The 16,306-nt window shown below is 65.6% G+C and carries 17 protein-coding genes and 2 pseudogenes; 17 read left to right on the plus strand and 2 right to left on the minus strand.

Annotated features, from left to right (window positions below):
• Positions 1-15 precede the first annotated feature (15 nt).
• The 6 genes from JCM7685_RS00435 (at position 16) to JCM7685_RS00455 (ending at position 3,790) form a co-directional block, all read left to right on the plus strand.
• A complete protein-coding gene (locus JCM7685_RS00435) occupies positions 16-1,038 on the plus strand; it encodes a major capsid protein (RefSeq protein ID WP_074970380.1) in 1,023 nt (340 codons plus the stop codon).
• A gap of 11 nt (positions 1,039-1,049) precedes the next feature.
• Positions 1,050-1,364: a head-tail joining protein gene (locus JCM7685_RS00440; RefSeq protein WP_074970378.1), complete on the plus strand. Its 315-nt coding sequence runs from the start codon at positions 1,050-1,052 to the stop codon at positions 1,362-1,364.
• Positions 1,361-1,999: a DUF6441 family protein gene (locus JCM7685_RS00445; protein WP_074970376.1), complete on the plus strand. Its 639-nt coding sequence runs from the start codon at positions 1,361-1,363 to the stop codon at positions 1,997-1,999. Before JCM7685_RS00440 ends, JCM7685_RS00445 begins: the two co-directional genes overlap by 4 nt.
• Positions 2,000-2,079: 80 nt before the next feature.
• Positions 2,080-2,718: a hypothetical protein gene (locus JCM7685_RS19460; RefSeq protein ID WP_139218133.1), complete on the plus strand. Its 639-nt coding sequence runs from the start codon at positions 2,080-2,082 to the stop codon at positions 2,716-2,718.
• Positions 2,719-2,721: 3 nt separating this feature from the next.
• Complete coding sequence (locus JCM7685_RS00450) at positions 2,722-3,285, plus strand: hypothetical protein (RefSeq protein WP_100525996.1); 564 nt, start codon at positions 2,722-2,724, stop codon at positions 3,283-3,285.
• Between the two features lie 82 nt (positions 3,286-3,367).
• Positions 3,368-3,790, plus strand: a complete 423-nt coding sequence (locus JCM7685_RS00455) for an acyl-CoA transferase (protein WP_074970372.1) — start codon at positions 3,368-3,370, stop codon at positions 3,788-3,790.
• A 19-nt stretch (positions 3,791-3,809) separates the two neighbouring features.
• On the opposite strand, the gene JCM7685_RS00460 is transcribed toward JCM7685_RS00455, so the two are convergent.
• Positions 3,810-4,226 (minus strand): thermonuclease family protein, encoded by a 417-nt coding sequence (locus tag JCM7685_RS00460; protein ID WP_083412937.1) that lies wholly within the window; start codon positions 4,224-4,226, stop codon positions 3,810-3,812.
• 75 nt (positions 4,227-4,301) lie between these two features.
• Between JCM7685_RS00460 and JCM7685_RS00465 the strand changes: the two genes are divergently transcribed.
• The 4 genes from JCM7685_RS00465 (at position 4,302) to JCM7685_RS00480 (ending at position 8,312) form a co-directional block, all read left to right on the plus strand.
• The gene (locus JCM7685_RS00465) at positions 4,302-5,246 is read left to right on the plus strand and encodes a phage tail tube protein (protein ID WP_100525997.1); all 945 of its coding nucleotides are present in this window, start codon (positions 4,302-4,304) and stop codon (positions 5,244-5,246) included.
• 18 nt (positions 5,247-5,264) lie between these two features.
• A complete protein-coding gene (locus JCM7685_RS00470) occupies positions 5,265-5,687 on the plus strand; it encodes a hypothetical protein (RefSeq protein WP_331716672.1) in 423 nt (140 codons plus the stop codon).
• Positions 5,688-5,758: 71 nt separating this feature from the next.
• Positions 5,759-5,950, plus strand: coding sequence for a DUF7697 family protein (locus JCM7685_RS20105; RefSeq protein ID WP_456299459.1), 192 nt, complete (start codon positions 5,759-5,761; stop codon positions 5,948-5,950).
• Positions 5,913-8,312, plus strand: coding sequence for a tape measure protein (locus JCM7685_RS00480; RefSeq protein ID WP_100525999.1), 2,400 nt, complete (start codon positions 5,913-5,915; stop codon positions 8,310-8,312). The genes JCM7685_RS20105 and JCM7685_RS00480 overlap by 38 nt, the downstream gene beginning before the upstream one ends.
• A gap of 46 nt (positions 8,313-8,358) precedes the next feature.
• Here the strand turns inward: JCM7685_RS00480 and JCM7685_RS00485 are convergent, their stop codons facing one another.
• Positions 8,359-8,553 (minus strand): hypothetical protein, encoded by a 195-nt coding sequence (locus JCM7685_RS00485; RefSeq protein ID WP_074969968.1) that lies wholly within the window; start codon positions 8,551-8,553, stop codon positions 8,359-8,361.
• 115 nt (positions 8,554-8,668) lie between these two features.
• Between JCM7685_RS00485 and JCM7685_RS00490 the strand changes: the two genes are divergently transcribed.
• The 7 genes and pseudogenes from JCM7685_RS00490 to JCM7685_RS00520 all read left to right on the plus strand — a co-directional run bounded on the left by JCM7685_RS00490 (position 8,669) and on the right by JCM7685_RS00520 (position 16,259).
• Positions 8,669-9,295 (plus strand): DUF2460 domain-containing protein, encoded by a 627-nt coding sequence (locus JCM7685_RS00490; RefSeq protein ID WP_074969966.1) that lies wholly within the window; start codon positions 8,669-8,671, stop codon positions 9,293-9,295.
• Entirely contained in the window at positions 9,292-10,176 is an 885-nt protein-coding gene (locus JCM7685_RS00495) for a DUF2163 domain-containing protein (RefSeq protein ID WP_074969964.1), read from the plus strand. Before JCM7685_RS00490 ends, JCM7685_RS00495 begins: the two co-directional genes overlap by 4 nt.
• Complete coding sequence (locus JCM7685_RS00500; protein WP_074969962.1) at positions 10,176-10,676, plus strand: NlpC/P60 family protein; 501 nt, start codon at positions 10,176-10,178, stop codon at positions 10,674-10,676. Before JCM7685_RS00495 ends, JCM7685_RS00500 begins: the two co-directional genes overlap by 1 nt.
• Positions 10,677-10,679: 3 nt before the next feature.
• Positions 10,680-12,557: pseudogene (locus JCM7685_RS20870) on the plus strand (baseplate multidomain protein megatron); the annotation flags it as partial.
• Between the two features lie 564 nt (positions 12,558-13,121).
• Positions 13,122-15,242 (plus strand): annotated as a pseudogene (locus tag JCM7685_RS20875) (baseplate multidomain protein megatron); the annotation flags it as partial.
• A gap of 14 nt (positions 15,243-15,256) precedes the next feature.
• Positions 15,257-16,000, plus strand: coding sequence for a DUF2793 domain-containing protein (locus JCM7685_RS00515; RefSeq protein WP_074969960.1), 744 nt, complete (start codon positions 15,257-15,259; stop codon positions 15,998-16,000).
• A gap of 19 nt (positions 16,001-16,019) precedes the next feature.
• The gene (locus JCM7685_RS00520) at positions 16,020-16,259 is read left to right on the plus strand and encodes a hypothetical protein (RefSeq protein WP_074969958.1); all 240 of its coding nucleotides are present in this window, start codon (positions 16,020-16,022) and stop codon (positions 16,257-16,259) included.
• Positions 16,260-16,306 lie beyond the last annotated feature (47 nt).

A 16,306-nucleotide genomic window follows, 5' to 3' on the forward strand; every position in this document is an offset into this window, starting at 1 on the left:
CCCCGGAGTCCTCCCATGACCATCACCCGCAATCCTTTTGACGCCGGCGGCTATTCGCTGGCCGAGATGACGCAGGCCATCAATATCCTGCCCGATCTCCATACCCGCCTCGGCCAGCTCGGGCTGTTCCGCTTCGAAGGCGTCAGCCAGCGCTCGGTGATCATCGAGCAATATGAGGGTGTGCTGAGCCTGCTGCCCTCGGTCCCAATGGGTGGTCCCGCCACCGTCGGCACCCGCGAGGGCCGGTCCATGCGCAGCTTCGCCCTGCCATGGATCCCGCATGATGATGTGATCCTGCCCGCCGATATCCAGGGAGTTCCGGCGCTCGGGGTCTCGGATGCGGCCGATCCGCTGGTTGGCGTCATGAGCCGCAAGCTGATGCTGATGCGCCGCAAGCATGCCCAGACCCGCGAATACATGGAGATGAACGCGCTGCGCGGCATCGTGAAGGACGGGGCGGGCGCGGCCCTCTACAATTACTTCACCGAATTCGGGCTGACCCAGATTTCCGTGGATTTCCTGCTGGGCACCGCCGGCACCAATGTGCAGGCCAAGGTTCGCGAGGTCTTGCGCGCCATCGAGGACAACCTGCTCGGCGAGGCAATGACCGGCGTGCATGCGCTGGTCAGCCGCGAGTTCTTCGACAAGCTGATCGGCCATGCCAAGGTCGAGGAAGCCTACAAGTTCTACGCCGCGACCGGCGCCCAGCCCTTGCGCGAGGACATGCGCCGCAACTTCCCCTTCGCGGGCATCCTGTTCGAGGAATATTCCGGCGCGGTCACGCTATCGACCAAAGCCACCGAACGGCTGGTGCCCGCAGGCGAAGGCATTGCCTTTCCCTTGGGCACCATGGACACCTTCACCACCTATGGCGGCCCGGCGAACCTCTTGGAAACCGCCAATACCATCGGCCTGCCGCTCTATGCCCGCCAGCATCTCGACGAGAAGGGCCGCTGGATCGACCTGATGACCGAGGCCTCGATCCTGCCGGTCAACAAGCGGCCCCGACTGGCGATCCGGATCCACAGCTCGAACTGACGAGCCCTTCCATGTCCGCCTTCGCCAACGCCATGGACCGCATCTTCAACCATGCCGCCATGGCGGTGCCGGCGCTGTGGATCTCGGCCAGCACCTCCGAGGAGCGCACGATCCGCATCATCGCCCGCGCCCCGGACCGCGTCACCGAGTTCGGCGCCGGCCGCTTTGTCAGTGATACCACCATGGTGGACGTCCGCGTGGCCGATCTGCCGGCCCCGCGCCCCGGCGATCTGATCGTCATCGGCGCGGACAGCCATGTTATCCAAGGGGAACCCCTGCGCGACCGCGAGCGGCTGATCTGGACGCTGGACCTGAGGCCGGCATGAAAATCAGCCTGTCCGTCACGGATATCGCCAAGCTGATGCAGGCGGAGATCGCCGCCGGCGAAAAGGCCGTGTCAACCGCAATCAGGGATGCCGGCACCGGCCTCAAGACAGCATGGCGCGGCCAGATCACCGGCGCAGGTCTTGGGGCGCGGCTTGCCCGCACCATTCGCTCGCAGAACTATCCTGCCGGCAACAACAGCCTGAACGCCGCCGCGCTGGTCTGGTCGAAAGCTCCGGCGATCATCGGCGCGCATGACACCGGCCCCCTGATCCGGTCCAGGGGCGGGCTGTGGCTGGTGATCCCGACCGATGCGGCCGGCAGGGGCCGAGGCGGCAAGCGCCCGACCCCGCGTGAATGGGAGGCCAGGACCGGGCTGAAACTGCGCTTCATCCCACGTCGCACCGGGCCCAGCCTGCTGGTCGCCGAGGGCCGGCTGAACGCCAAGGGGCGCGCCGTGGCGTCCCGGTCCAGGACCGGCCGCGGGCTGACCACCGTGCCGATCTTTCTCATGGTCAGGCAGGTCAGACTGCGCAAGCGGCTGGACTTGGCAAGGGATAGCGATCGGGCGCATTCTGCCTTGCCGGGGTTAATTGTGAGACAGTGGGCGAAAGGTGGTATGCAACCATCGGAATAAGCCGATAAAAAACAGACTTTGGCAACAAGCGAAGTGGTGTAGACTGGCCATTGATGACGGAACGCTGAAAGGACAACTGGATGGCGATGCAACCAATTGCAGACGTTGCCGCATCGCTGGGAGACAGCTTCGATGCTGCCAAGGTTCAGTCCATCGCACGGGAGAGCAAGCTTCACATTGAAGTGGTTGAAGGTGTTGAAACCGTTGACTTAGAGGCCATTCGGGCAATCTTGAAGCTTCAAGCCATTGAGCCGCGCCTCGATAGCCTTGAGCAAGCGGCCAAAGGACTGGTTGTCAATGCTCCGCCTTCAACCAATGGCTGGATAATCCCCGCAATTTCGGCATTGTTCGCAGCCATGGCCGCCGGTGGCGCACTTTGGGCCGCCAACACGGCGAGTGAACAAGCCGCTGAGAATACTCGCGCCCTGAAGGCGACTAGCGGTTTTGCTGCTCTGGAGCAGTTCATCGACGGGCTTGAAGCGAAGGCTGGCGGGCCAGACGCGAACAAAGTCCTAGAAATCCGTTTGTGGCTTGCCAAGAAGATGAACGATGAGGGCGTCGTTGCAGATGGAATGTGGGTTGGCCTTCTCAATGAGCTCTGCCCCAAAGGAAAAGATTCGGACCCAGAGTTTCTCAAAACGGAATGTGCCTCGCTAGGATCAAATCAAACCACGACCGGTCAAAGTCAGTCCGGAACAGTCAGCAATAGCGGAGGATAGCCGATGAATCGATCAAATCAGCGCATCATTGCGACGACCATTGCGGCAATCGCGATATCCATCACGTCCGTGAGCGCCCAAGAAACGTCAATGCGCGATATCTTCGATGCGGGTCCACCGGAAGTCCGCAGGCTTATTCCAAACCTGCCAAGCGAGCTTGGGAACGGGGCTTCGCTACTGATGAAAGCCAACGCACACGTCCAGGATGCGCTGGCTATATGGCTGGCGCAGGAGCCTGATTTTGATCAGTTCCAGGCCAATCTGAGCGAGGCGAAAAATCTTTACTCCGGTGGCGCAGAGCAGATTTCGAAAGTTTCTGTCCCCGATGGAATCAAGCTTTCAGACACTGCGTTGGACGCGTTGATTGCCAAAGGCTATCAAAACATCGAGACAAGCGATCAAGTCCTCGATGAACTGGTAGAGCTTGGGAACGAAGCCTCTGAGCTTATCAAAAAGATGGAGGGCGGAGCGGGCAGTAAGTCTGATGTTGGGAGGCTGATAGAAATTGTTTGCCAACTGGATATGTTCGTTGGGATACTGTCCGGTGCAGTTGCCGCTGTGGCGTAGAAATCCAGATCATTGACAGCTTCGCACGGCAAAACGCTTTCAACTGGCGGATAATCACGCCCAACAAACTTGCTGTCCATTTATGCCCACCACCTATGAAACCATCCTCGCCGCGCTTCACGCGCGGCTGCAGCCGCTTGCCGCCGTTACCCTGCGCGATGAGGTGCTGCCCGAGCGGATCCCCGCGGCTGGGCTGATCATCCTGCGCGATGGCCAGCCGGGCGAGCCGGAGGTAACGCTCTCGCCATTGCGCTATCACTACCAGCACCGCGCCGAGCTCGAGGTCGTCGTCCAAACTGGCAACGGCCGGGCCAGCGCCTTCGACGGCCTGATCAGCACCATCGGAGCAGCGCTGGAAGCTGACCGGACGCTCGGCGGGCTCTGCGACTGGGTCGAACCGGAGGCCCCGGCCTCGGTCGATCTGGCCGTCGATGGCGCGGCGGCGCTGAAGGCGGCGGTGATCACCGTCGTGCTGCACTATACCACGACCGGGCCTCTGGCCTGAGGCTCTGGTCCTGCGGATTTCAGCAGGTGCCGTAATAGCCCCGTGAATAGCGGCAATATTCGGTCGCAACACCCGCCCGGATCATCACGGCGGCGATGTCACGGCCATCGGGCAGGAAGCATTGGGCGACGATGCGGTCGTAGCGGTCGATGTCGCGCTGGCTGCAGTGCAGGCTTCTGCCCAAAACCAACTGCCGCATCGCCGCAGTAGCATCAGATCCACCCTGCCGGTTCCATTCCTGCGCGTCCAGACCCCAGACCCGGATCCGGCGGCTCTCGCCCTGAAGCGCAAAGGTATCGCCGTCGATCACCCTGCTGACGTTACCAGAAAACGCTGTTGAGCCCTGCGGGACATCGGCCTGTTGCGGCGGTGGCGGCGCACAACCGGACAGGATGACGGCAAGGACAGCAGTCCGAAGAAACGAGAATGACTTCATGCGCCGGGAATGCCCTCGGGCAGAGCCCGATATCAAGCTTCATCCCGGCAATCCGTCGAATGAAAGGAATCCCCCATGGCACGCGCCCAAGGTGCGCGGTCGCAACTCGCGGTCGCGTTCGAGACTGTCTACGGCACCGCGCCGGCCAGCGGTTACACCCGCCTGCCCTTCGCGTCCTCGACGCTGAGCGCTGAGCAGCCGCTGCTCTCGTCGGAACTGCTGGGCTATGGCCGCGATCCGCTGGCGCCGGTCAAGGATGCGATCACCGCGGATGGCGATCTGACCATCCCCATCGATGCCGAGGCGTTCGGCTTCTGGCTCAAGGCCGCGTTCGGGGCGCCGGTCACGACCGGAACTGCGCCGGGGCCCTACACGCATGAATTCCGCTCGGGCGGCTGGACGCTGCCCAGCATGGCGGTTGAGGTCGCCATGCCGGAAATCCCGCGCTTTGCCATGTATTCGGGCGTCATGGTCAACCAGCTCAGTTGGACCATGCAGCGTTCCGGCCTGTTGACCGCCAGCGCCCAGCTTGTGGCGCAGGGCGAGACCGTCGTCAGCACCTCGCAGGCCGGCACGCTGGCTGATCTGGACCTGATCCGCTTCGGGCATTTCAACGGCGCCATCACGCGCAATGGCACAGCACTGGGCAATGTGATCTCGGCCCAGATCACCTATGCCAACAATCTCGACCGGATCGAGACCATTCGTGCCGACGGCATGATCGACGGTGCGGACCCGTCCATCGCCGCGCTGACCGGCCAGATCGAGCTGCGCTTTGCCGATATGGTGCTGATGAACCAGGCCATCGCCGGCGGGCCGTGCGAATTGGAATTCGCATACACCCTGACCAGCGGCGAAAGCCTGACCTTCACCGCACATGCCGTCTATCTGCCGCGCCCCCGCGTCGAGATCAGCGGGCCGCAAGGCATTCAGGCCAGCTTCGACTGGCAGGCGGCGAAGGCCGCCAGCCCGGCGCGCATGGCAACCATCACCCTTGTCAACAACACCGAGGAATATTGAACCATGATCCGACTTAACATGACCACCGAGCCGCGCTGGATCGATCTGCTGCCGGGGCTGATGATCCGGGTCGCCCCGATCACCACATCCATCATGGCCGCCGCGCGCTCCGATGTCTCCCTCGATACCCTCGACGCGGATGCGCCGAAGGAAGTGCTGGCCGTGGCCATGGCGCAGGCCGTCGCCAGAATGGTGATTACCGAATGGTCGGGCGTCGGCGACGCCGAGGGCATCGACCTTCCGGTGACGCCCGAAGGCATCGACGCGCTCTTGAACATCTGGCCGGTGTTCGAGGCATTCCAGGAAAAGGTTCTGGGCCCCTATCTGGTGCTGGATGCGGAAAAAAACGGCTCCGCGCCCTCGCCGAATGGCATTTCGGCGGGGGCGAGCGATATTGCGCAGCCTGCCCCGGACACTGCCCCGACTGCCCTGCCCGGCTGAACAGTCCCGAAACGCAAGAGGGCTGGCAGGTCTGGGATCTGGCCGGGCGGCTGAGCGGGCAGGTCCGGGCGATCCCCGGCGCGGTTCTCGGCTGGGACATGGGCGCGGCGCTGGAAATGGGCCGCGCCCTTGGCATTGCACCGCTCGCGGTCGTGGAACTGCTGCCGGTGATCGAGGCGGAAATGATCCGCAGGACAAACCAGAAGATCGAGGAAGGCAGAGGCGATGGCCGAGAAGAAAGTTTCCGTTCGTCTCGTCGCTGAGAACGGACGCCAGGTCCGCGCGGAACTGGAAGGCGTCGGCCATGCGGGTGCAGAGAGCTTCAAGCGCATGTCGGCCGAGGTGGATCACGCAGGCATCATGCTGCGGCGTTTGGCAGGCATTGCCGCCGGCGCGCTCAGCATTCGGCAGGTGGCGCAATATGCCGATACATGGACGGATCTGCGCTCGCGCGTCGATCTGGCGACCGGGTCGCAGGAGAAGGGCGCCGCCGTCATGGACCGGCTCGCGCAGATGGCGCGGCGCACCTATTCGGGAATCGAGCAGACGACCGAAAGCTGGCTCTCGAACGCCACCGCCCTGCGCGAACTCGGACTTTCCACCGCCGAGAGCCTCGATTTCACCGAGGCGCTGAACAACGCCATGGTGGTCTCGGGCGCAAAGGCCGAGCGCGCGGCCTCGGTCCAGAACGCGCTCTCGAAGGCGATGGCGCTGGGCAGCCTGTCTGGCGATAACCTGAACACGGTGATCCAGACCGGCGGCCGGGTGGCCGAACTGCTGGCTGCGGAACTCGGCACCACAGTTTCCGGCCTGCGGGTGATGGGAACGCAGGGCGCGATCACCGGCGAGGTGATCCGCACCGCGCTGGTCGGCAATCTGGAGCTGCTGCGCGAGGAAGCGGACTCCATGCCGGCCACCATCGGCGACGCGTTCACGCTGATCGGCAATGCGGCGCTGCAACTGGTTGGCAGCTGGGATCAGCTTCTGGGTGCCTCCTCCACCGTCGCCTCTGTGCTGATCCTTGTCGCGGACAATATCGAACGCCTCGCCTCGCTCGCGATTGCCTTCGCCGGCTTCATGGCCGGGCGCTGGGTGGCGGCTTTTGTCGCCGCCCGTGTCGCGACCTTCTCGCTGTCCACGGCGCTGACCGTGCTGCGGGGGGCGCTGATCCGCACCGGCATCGGCGCGCTGATCGTCGCGGCGGGCGAGCTGATCTACCAGTTTTCCTCGCTGGTCAAATCAGTCGGCGGCATCGGCACGGCGTTCAAGCTGCTAGGCGATGTCGCAAAGGAGGTCGGCCAGCGCATCGTCCTGGCCTTCCAGGCATCGTTCGCGCTGCTCAATGCGGCCTGGGATGGCTATCGCGCCTATGTGTTCACGGTGCTCGACCTGATCGTGACCGGGGGCGTCACCGCCGTGGACCGATATGTTGCGGTCTGGCACGGCGGGTTTGAGGCGATCAAGGCGATCTGGGCATTGCTGCCGGATGCCATTGGCGATCTGGCGTTCAAGGCGGCGAACGGGTTAATCGCCGGGGTCGAGGCGATGCTGAACGGCGTCGTCACCCGCATCAATAGTTTCATCTCCGGCATCAACGCCGCCCTCGCCATGCTGCCCGAATGGGCTGTCGGCGAAGGCGGAGCGCAGATCGGAACCTTGGACCCGTTCAACATCGGCCGCATCGACAACCCGTTCGAGGGATCCGCATCTGATGCAGGGAGCGCCGCGGCAGGCGCATTCGCCGATGCCTGGGACCGGAGCTACATCAAGCCCCCCGACCTGTTCGGTGATCTTGCCGATCAGGCGGCCGCGGCAGCGTCTGCACATCTCGACGCCGCGCAGGCACTGGGCGCGGCGGCGGTTGCGCCGCTGGAAAGCTGGCAGGCGCTGAAGGATGCGGTCACCGCCTCAGGCGAGGATGGCGCGAACGCGCTGGACGATGCGGCTGGCGCGGCCGAGCGGGTTGCCGGTGCCATGGATCGCGCCGGTGGCGCCGCAGGCCGGGCCGGTGCGGCTGGCAAGAAAGCCGGTGAAGACACTACAAACGGCGCGGAACAGGCGAAACAGGGCTGGGACGCGGTGGTGGCCTCGCTCTCCGACTATGCGGAAAAGGCCCGCAGCATTGGTGGCGATATCGGCAACGCGCTGGTCGGGGCCTTCCAGAGCGCCGAGAATGCGGTCGGCGATTTCGTCAAGGCCGGCAAGCTGAACTTCCGCGACCTCGTGACCTCGATGCTGGCCGACATGGCGAAGCTCGGCGCGCGCCGCTTCCTGCTCGGGCCGCTGGCCGGGATTCTGTCGGGCGTCATGCCGGGGCTGAATGTGCCGATCCTCCATGCCGGCGGCATGGTCGGCGGTGCAGCGCCATCCCGCATGGTCTCGGCCATGGCCTTCGCCAATGCGCCCCGGATGCATTCCGGCGGCTGGGCGGGCCTGCGCTCGGACGAGGTGCCGGCAATCCTGCAGAAGGGCGAGCGGGTGCTCTCGCGCCGGGAGGTCGCCAGCGGCGCAGGTGGGGTCACCATCAACATCAACGCCCGCGATGCCGAGAGCTTCCGGCAGTCGCGGGCGCAGATTTCGGCAGATATCGCGCGGGCCGTCGCCATGGGAAGGAGGGGAATGTGAGAAGCCCGGCCTTTCGGGCCGGGCGCGGGCAGTTATGCGGGCGTGGTCAGTCGAGAACGTAGTCGTTTTCCGTGCGCACCTGCAGGCGACAATCGTCTTTGCCGTCGCGCCAGTATTCGCGCATCTCGACCCCCTCGCCCCAGACATGGCCCTTCATCGCGATATTGGTGAGCCGGGTCTTGAAAAAGCGTTCCCCGTTGACCTCGATCATGTCGGGAAGGGTGTCGGTGGCGCTGGTCATGGCGTGGTCTCCCTGGTGAGGCGATATCGCTTTCCTTGTCATCACCATCGCTCTGCAATCGCCCGGAATGAAGGTAAATCACCGCAATATCATTGCTTTATCGAAGGAGGCGCTTATGGCGTTTCACGAGGTCCGCTTCCCGGACAATATCAGCCGCGGCGCGCGTGGCGGCCCGGAACGGCGCACCAAGATCGTGGAACTGGCCTCGGGCGACGAGGAACGAAACGCAAGCTGGGCCAACTCGCGCCGCCGCTATGACATCTCCTATGGTATCCGCCGCGCCGATGATCTCGACGCGGTGGTGGCCTTCTTCGAGGCCCGCAACGGGCGGCTGCACGGCTTCCGCTTCAAGGACTGGGCTGATCACAAATCCTGCAAGCCGAGCGAGACGCCGAATGCTGCCGACCAGCTGATCGGGACGGGGGACGGCACACGCACCGCCTTCCAGCTGGTGAAGCGATACGCTTCCGGGTCGCAGACATGGGTCCGCACCATCACCAAGCCGGTGGCGGGCACAATCAGCATCGCGCAGGGCGGCGTTAGCCAGCCATCAGGCTGGACCGTCGATCCGGCGACCGGAACCGTCACCTTCGCCGCGCCCCCAGGTAACGGCGTGGCCGTGCGCGCCGGCTTCGAGTTCGACGTGCCAGTTCGCTTCGATTCCGATGCGCTGGACGTCACCCTCGATATCGAGCGGCTCGGCTCGATCACCTCCATCCCGCTCGTGGAAATCCGCCGATGAAATCCCTCTCCCCTGCCCTGCAGGCCCACCTCGACAGCGGCACGACGACGCTGGCCTGGTGCTGGAAGATCACCCGATCCGATGGCGTGAGTTTCGGCTTCACCGATCATGATCGAGCGCTTTCCTTCGCCGGTACCGGTTTCGAGCCGGAAAGCGGGCTGTCGGCCTCGGAAATCCGATCTGGCTCCGACCTGTCGGTGGATTCGCAGGACGCCGAGGGCGCGCTCACCTCGGACCGGATCACCGAGACCGATATTCTGGACGGGCGTTGGGACAATGCGCTGGTCGAGGTCTGGCGGGTGAACTGGAGCGCCCCAGGCCAGCGGGTGCTGATCCGGCGTGGCGCGATCGGCGAGTTGCGGCGTGGTCGCATGAGTTTTGTGGCCGAGGTGCGCAGCATGGCGCATGTGCTGGGCCAGACCGTCGGCCGGGTGTTTCAGGGCACCTGCGATGCGGCGCTGGGGGACGAACGGTGCGGCATCGATCTGAACGACGCGGCCTATTCCGGGGCCGGCGCGGTGCTTGATAAGGTCCGCGACCGGGTCTTCACCGCCTCCGGGATCAGTGGCTTCGCCAATGGCTGGTTTGCCTTCGGGGTGCTGGAATGGACATCCGGAGGCAATTCCGGTCGCCGCGAAGAGATCATGCTGCACGAGGTCGCCTCTGGCGTGGTCACCATCACCCTGCTGGAGGCGCCGGTACGGGTGATCACCAGCGGCGATGTCTTCACCATCCGCGCCGGCTGCGACAAGCGCGCCGAGACCTGCGCGGCGAAGTTCTCGAACATTCTCAACTTCCGTGGCTTCCCGCACATTCCGGGGCAAGACACTGTGGTTCGATACGCGAGCCAGGACGGTGGGCACGAAGGGGCGGTGCTGTGATGGGCGCGGCACATGTTGCACCGCATGCAACATCTGATGCCCGGCCCGCCGATCCGGTGCGGGTGATCGCCGCCGCGCGCGGCTGGCTCGGCACGCCCTATCACGACCAGGCCAGCGTCCGGGGCGCCGGCTGCGACTGCCTCGGGCTGGCGCGCGGCGTCTGGCGCGAGGTGGTCGGAAGCGAGACGCTGCCGGTGCCACCCTACAGCCGCGATTGGGGCGAGATCGGCACGCGCGAGGTTCTGGCCGAGAATGCCGGCCGGGTGCTGATCCGCATCGACCCCGAGACGGCCGGTCCCGGCGCGGTGGTGCTGTTTCGCATGCGCGCGGGCGCCATCGTCAAGCATGTCGGCATCCTGACCGGCGACGGCAGCTTCATCCACAGTTATGAGCGGCTCGGCGTGATCGAGGAACCGCTCACCACCGCCTGGCGGCGGCGCATCGCCTTCGCGTTTCTATTCCCGCGTCCGGCTCCCGCCTCGCACAAGAAAAAGACCTGATCCATGGCGACAATTGTTCTCGGCGCGGTCGGCACCGCCATCGGCGGCGGCTTCGGCGGCACCATCCTCGGCCTCTCCAGCGCAGCCATCGGCGGGATGATCGGCTCCGGCATCGGCTCGATGGTCGATAGCTGGATCGTCTCGTCGATGATGCCGGGTCAGCGCATCGAAGGCGCGCGCATGGACAGCCTGCGCGTCACCTCGGCGACCGAGGGCGTGGTGATCCCGCGCCTCCATGGCCGGATGCGCATCGGCGGCAATATCATCTGGGCCACCGATTTCCGCGAGGAGGTGAACACCACCCGCCAAGGCGGCGGCAAAGGCGGCGGGCCGAGCGTCACCAGCACCGAATACAGCTATTTCGCCTCATTCGCGGTGGCCTTGTGCGAGGGGCCGATCACCGGCATCGGGCGCATCTGGGCTGATGGCAAGCCACTCGACACCTCCGCGATCACCCTGCGCTGGTATCCGGGCGACGAGGTGCAAGGGGCCGACCCGTTCATTGCCGCGAAGATGGGCAACTCGCAGACACCGGCCTATCGCGGCACCGCCTATGTGGTGTTCGAGGACCTACTGCTCAGCGATTTCGGCAACCGCCTGCCGCAGCTGTCCTTCGAGGTGTTCCGCCCGCTTGATGATCCCGACACCGCCGAGGGGCTGGTCGAGGCGGTGACCATCATCCCCGCCTCGGGCGAATGGGCCTATGCGACCGAGATCGTGCGCAGGACCGAAGGCGGTCGCACGAGTTGGGGCAGCGGCGGGCAGATCGTCGGCGGCACGTCCGTCGCGGAAAATGTCCATGCGCTGCCCGAGACGCCTGACATGCTGGTTTCTCTAGACCGGCTCGAGGCGATGGTGCCTTCGGTCACGAGTGCCTCGCTGGTGGTCTCGTGGTTCGGTGACGATCTGCGCGCCGGGCAATGCACGATCCGACCCAAGGTCGAGATGGCAGAAAAGACGACGGTGCCGGAATGGCGCGTGAACGGCGTCACCCGATCGCAGGCGCTGGTGGTCAGCCAGGACGATCAAGGTCGTCCCGTCTATGGCGGCACGCCAGCGGATTTCTCGGTCGTGCAGGCCATCCGCGAGATGAAGGCGCGCGGGCTGAAGGTGACCTTCTATCCGTTCGTGATGATGGACATTCCGGCCGGTAACAGCCTGCCCGACCCGTATTCCGATGATGCCGCCAGCATCGGCCAGCCGGTGCTGCCGTGGCGCGGGCGCATCACCTGCTCGCCTGCGGCAGGTTTCGCCGGCACTGTGGACAAGACCGGTGCCACCGCTGAGCAGGTCACAGCGTTCTTCGGCGACGCTCAGCCCTCGGATTTCGCCGTATCGGGCGACAGCGTGACCTGGACCGGCGGCCCGGATTGGGGCTTCAGGCGCATGATCCTGCATTACGCCCATCTCTGCGCGGCGGCCGGCGGCGTCGACACCTTCCTGATCGGCTCGGAAATGCGCGGGCTGACGCAGATCAGGTCGGGGGCAGCGAGCTATCCGGCCGTGCAGGCATTGCGCGATCTCGCCGCGGCCGTGCGCGCGATCCTCGGGCCCGCCACGAAGATCAGCTATGCCGCCGACTGGTCGGAATATTTCGGGCACCACCCGAGCGACGGCAGTGGTGACGTGTTCTTTCACCTCGATCCGCTCTGGTCAGATGCCAATGTCGATTTCATCGGCATCGACAATTACATGCCGCTCTCGGACTGGCGCGACGGCCGGGACCATCTCGACGCGCAGGTCTGGCCCTCGATCCATGACCGCGCCTATCTGCAATCGAACGTCGCCGGAGGAGAAGGCTTCGACTGGTTCTATGCCAGCGAGGTCGACCGGATCGTGCAGAACAGAACCCCGATCGTGGACAGCATCACGCCCCGTCCCGGTGGCGAGGTGATCGACACGATGCCGGGCAGCGCGCCGAACTACAATATTGCGCCCGGCTCGGCCTTTGCGACCACCGTTCTGGTGCGCAGCAACAGCATCACCCATGCCTGCACGGTACAGATTCCGGCCACCCTGTCCGACGGCCTGATCTACGAGATCAGCAACGGCCTGAGCGGGATGTGGTTCGGTCTGATGGACGGGTATCTTCGCCTGTTCTTCCAGCATAATGCCGTGCTTCCCTCCACGAACCGGATCCGTGTCGCGCAAGTCTCCGCCGCTCCCCTTGCCGGGCGGACGGTCGATCTGATCACGGTTTTCGATCAGGAAACCGGCGAATTGTGGTTCGCCGTCGATGGTCTGGTGGGCGACAGGGTCGGTTTCGGCGGGCCGGTATCGGGCTTGTGGGGTGCGAATTCCGCCTGCGGCTACGGGGTCGCGAATGGCCCCGTGCCGGGTGGCGCGCTGACGACAAGCAGCCCATGGGCAGGGTCACTGGTCAGCAATCTGCGGATCTGGTCGGTGGAAATCCCTGCCACAATGGATATCCCGCCCGGAACAACCGAGCCATGGATTTTCCGCACCAAGGATCTCCACGCATGGTGGTCCAATCAGCACCGCAACCGCCCCGGCGGAGTTCCGGCATTATCGTCGACCGCATGGATCCCGCAATCGAAGCCGATCCGCTTCACCGAACTCGGCTGCCCGGCCGTGGATCGCGGCACCAACCAGCCGAACGTGTTTCACGACCCGAAATCCTCGGAGAGCTTCTTTCCCCACTTTTCGCGCGGCTGGCGCGACGACGCCATCCAGCGGGCCTATCTGGAAGCAACATATCTGTTCTGGCGCGATCCAGCGAACAACCCGATCTCGACCGAATATGGCGGGCGCATGGTCGATATCGCGAACAGCGCGGCCTGGACCTGGGATGCCCGACCCTATCCGTTCTTCCCCGAGCTTTCCGATCTGTGGTCGGACGGCGGCAACTGGCGCCTCGGGCACTGGCTGACCGGGCGGCTGGGCGCGGTCTCGCTGGCGGCGCTGGTTCGGAACCTCTGCCTGCGGGCGGGGCTTCGGCCGGAATGGATCGACACCTCCGGCCTGACCGGGGCTGTCGAAGGCTATGTGATTTCGGCGCTGGAATCGCCGCGGACCTCGATCACCATGCTGGCGCGGCATTTCGGCTTCGATGCGGTCGAGAGCGAAGGCCGCATCCGCTTCGTGATGCGGGGCCGCAGCCCGGTCGCGACTATTGCGCCCGACAACATGGTGGCCAGCGGCGCGGGCGAGGTGATGGAACTGACGCGCGGCCAGGAGTCTGAGCTGCCGCAGGCGCTGAAATGGCAAGTCGCGCGCGCAGACGAGGATTATGACGCGATCACCGTCGAGGCGCGGCGCATCACCGTGGACGCCACGCGCGTCGCCTCCGACAGCTTCGCCGTGGCGGTGCCGCCCGAGGAAGCCGACCGCCGCTGCCGCCGGGCGCTGATGGAAGCATGGGTGGGGCGCGAAACCGCCGCCTTCCGCCTGCCGCCATCGCGGCTGGCGCTGGATCCGAGCGACGTGATCGCGCTCGACCACGATGGAAGGCGCGCGGAGCTGCGGATCCTGTCCATCGCCGACGCCGAGGCGCGCGGCCTCACAACCATCCGTCAGGACCGGGACGCCCATGACCTGCCGCCCGGCACGCCGCCCCCGGCATCGCTGACGCAGCCGGTGGTGTTCGGGGCGCCGCTGGCGGTGATCCTCGACCTGCCGCAGCTGACCGAGGATCATGTCGCGCATCGTCCATTGATCGCCGCCCATGCCCGACCATGGCCCGGCCGGATGGCGGTGTTCCGCAGCCCCGATCAGGATGGGTTCGACCTGCTGACCACATTCAGCGCCCGGGCGCGGATGGGCGTTCTGGTGGCCGACCTCCATGCCGGCCCCGGCTCGCGCTTCGATTACGGCAATTCGGTCTATCTCGACCTGCTGTCAGGAACCCTCGAGAGCGTCACCAACCTGCGCCTGTTCGGCGGCGAGAACACGATCGCGGTCGCGCAGCCGCACGGCGGCTGGGAGATCCTGCAATTCGGCACCGCCGAACTGATCGCCCCCGGCCGCTATCGGCTGTCGCGCCTGCTGCGTGGTCAGCGCGGCACGGATGTCGACATGGCCGCCATGGTGCCCGAGGGCGCGCGGGTGGTGGTGCTGGATACGGCGCTGGCGGAGCTTCCTGTCGCCGAGGCCGATCTGGGCCTGCCGTGGAACTGGCGCATCGGCCCGGCCGGCCGTCCGGTCAGCGACGACAGCTTCGCCGCGCTGACCTTCACGCCGCGCGGCATCGGGCTGCGGCCCTTCGCGCCCGTGCATGTCGAGCAGCCGTGGCGGCGCGCGCGCAGCCCCGGCGATCTGACCATAAGCTGGGTGCGTCGCGACCGTTCCCTGGCCGCCGATAGCTGGAACGCCGCCGAGGTGCCGATGACCGAGGCCAGCGAGTCCTGGCGGGTCGAGATCCTCGACGGGGCAACCGTCAAGAGATCCTTGACCGTTGCGACAGCGAGCGCCGTCTACACCGCTGCCCAGCAGATCACCGATTGGGGCGCGCCGCTCGGGCCGGGTGCCTCACTCGATGTCCGCATTGTTCAGATCGGGCAGGCATTCGGCGCCGGGGCTGCCCCCATCACCACCCTCTGGTTCTGATCAGGAGACCACCCATGTCCGAGACCACAGCGCATCTGGCGCTGCCCTTCATCATGGCCGCACAGGCGCAAAAGCACGTCACCCTGAACGAGGCGCTGCGCATGCTCGACGGCATCGTCCAGCTGGCGATCCTCGATCGCGACCTGACCACGCCGCCAGCCAGCCCGGCCGAAGGCGACCGCTATATCCCCGCCAGCGGCGCGGGTGGTGCGTGGTCAGGCTGGGCGGGGTCCATCGCCTACTGGATCGACGGCGCCTGGATGCGGATCCTGCCGAGCGCCGGCTGGATGGCCTGGATCGAGGACGAGGCGCAGGCCATCGTCTGGACCGGATCGGCGTGGATCCCGGTTGTGGATGCCATGGGCTTCATCGCGCAGGCCGCGGCCGTCGCGGTGGCGCGGGAGGCAAATGGCGCAACCACTGGTATCGCAGTGCGTGAAGAAACCGTCACGGGGCTTTCCGGTGCCTCGGTCGACAGCACCATCGCCATCCCCAACCGCGCCATCGTGCTCGGCGTTTCCGCACGAACCGTGACCGCGGTGCTGGGCGCAAGCTCCTTCGACTGCGGCGTCAACGGCGAGCCCTCGAAGTTCGGCGGCTCGCTCGGCGTGGCCGTGGGCAGCAGCAATATCGGCGTCATCGGCCCGACGGCCTTCTATGCCGACACGCCCGTGCGCCTCACCGCCAATGGCGGAAACTTTGCCGGCGGCGCGGTGCGCATTGCCATCCATTACCTGATCTGCGGCGCGCCGGGCTGAACCCATGGGAGAAAATTTCATGGACACGATCCGCGAATGGTGGGGCGCGATCATGGCGGCAACCGGGCTGGGCGTGTGGCTGATCCGCCTCGAAGGCGCCTCCAAAACCGCGCTGCGCGAGGTCGAACGGCTGGAAAAACAGCTCGACGCCGACCGCCAGGCGATCTCCGAGACCCGCAAGGAACAGAACGAGATGCTGCGCGAGATGCGCGCCGACATCAAACGCCTGCTGGAACGCAGCGGACCCGCCCGCGACTGACCGCCCAACCAGCCAAGCATCCCCACCCGCCCCGCCAATTCGGTGGG

Origin of the sequence: Paracoccus aminovorans, from assembly GCF_900005615.1 — a bacterium.
In the GTDB taxonomy this organism is placed as follows: domain Bacteria; phylum Pseudomonadota; class Alphaproteobacteria; order Rhodobacterales; family Rhodobacteraceae; genus Paracoccus; species Paracoccus aminovorans.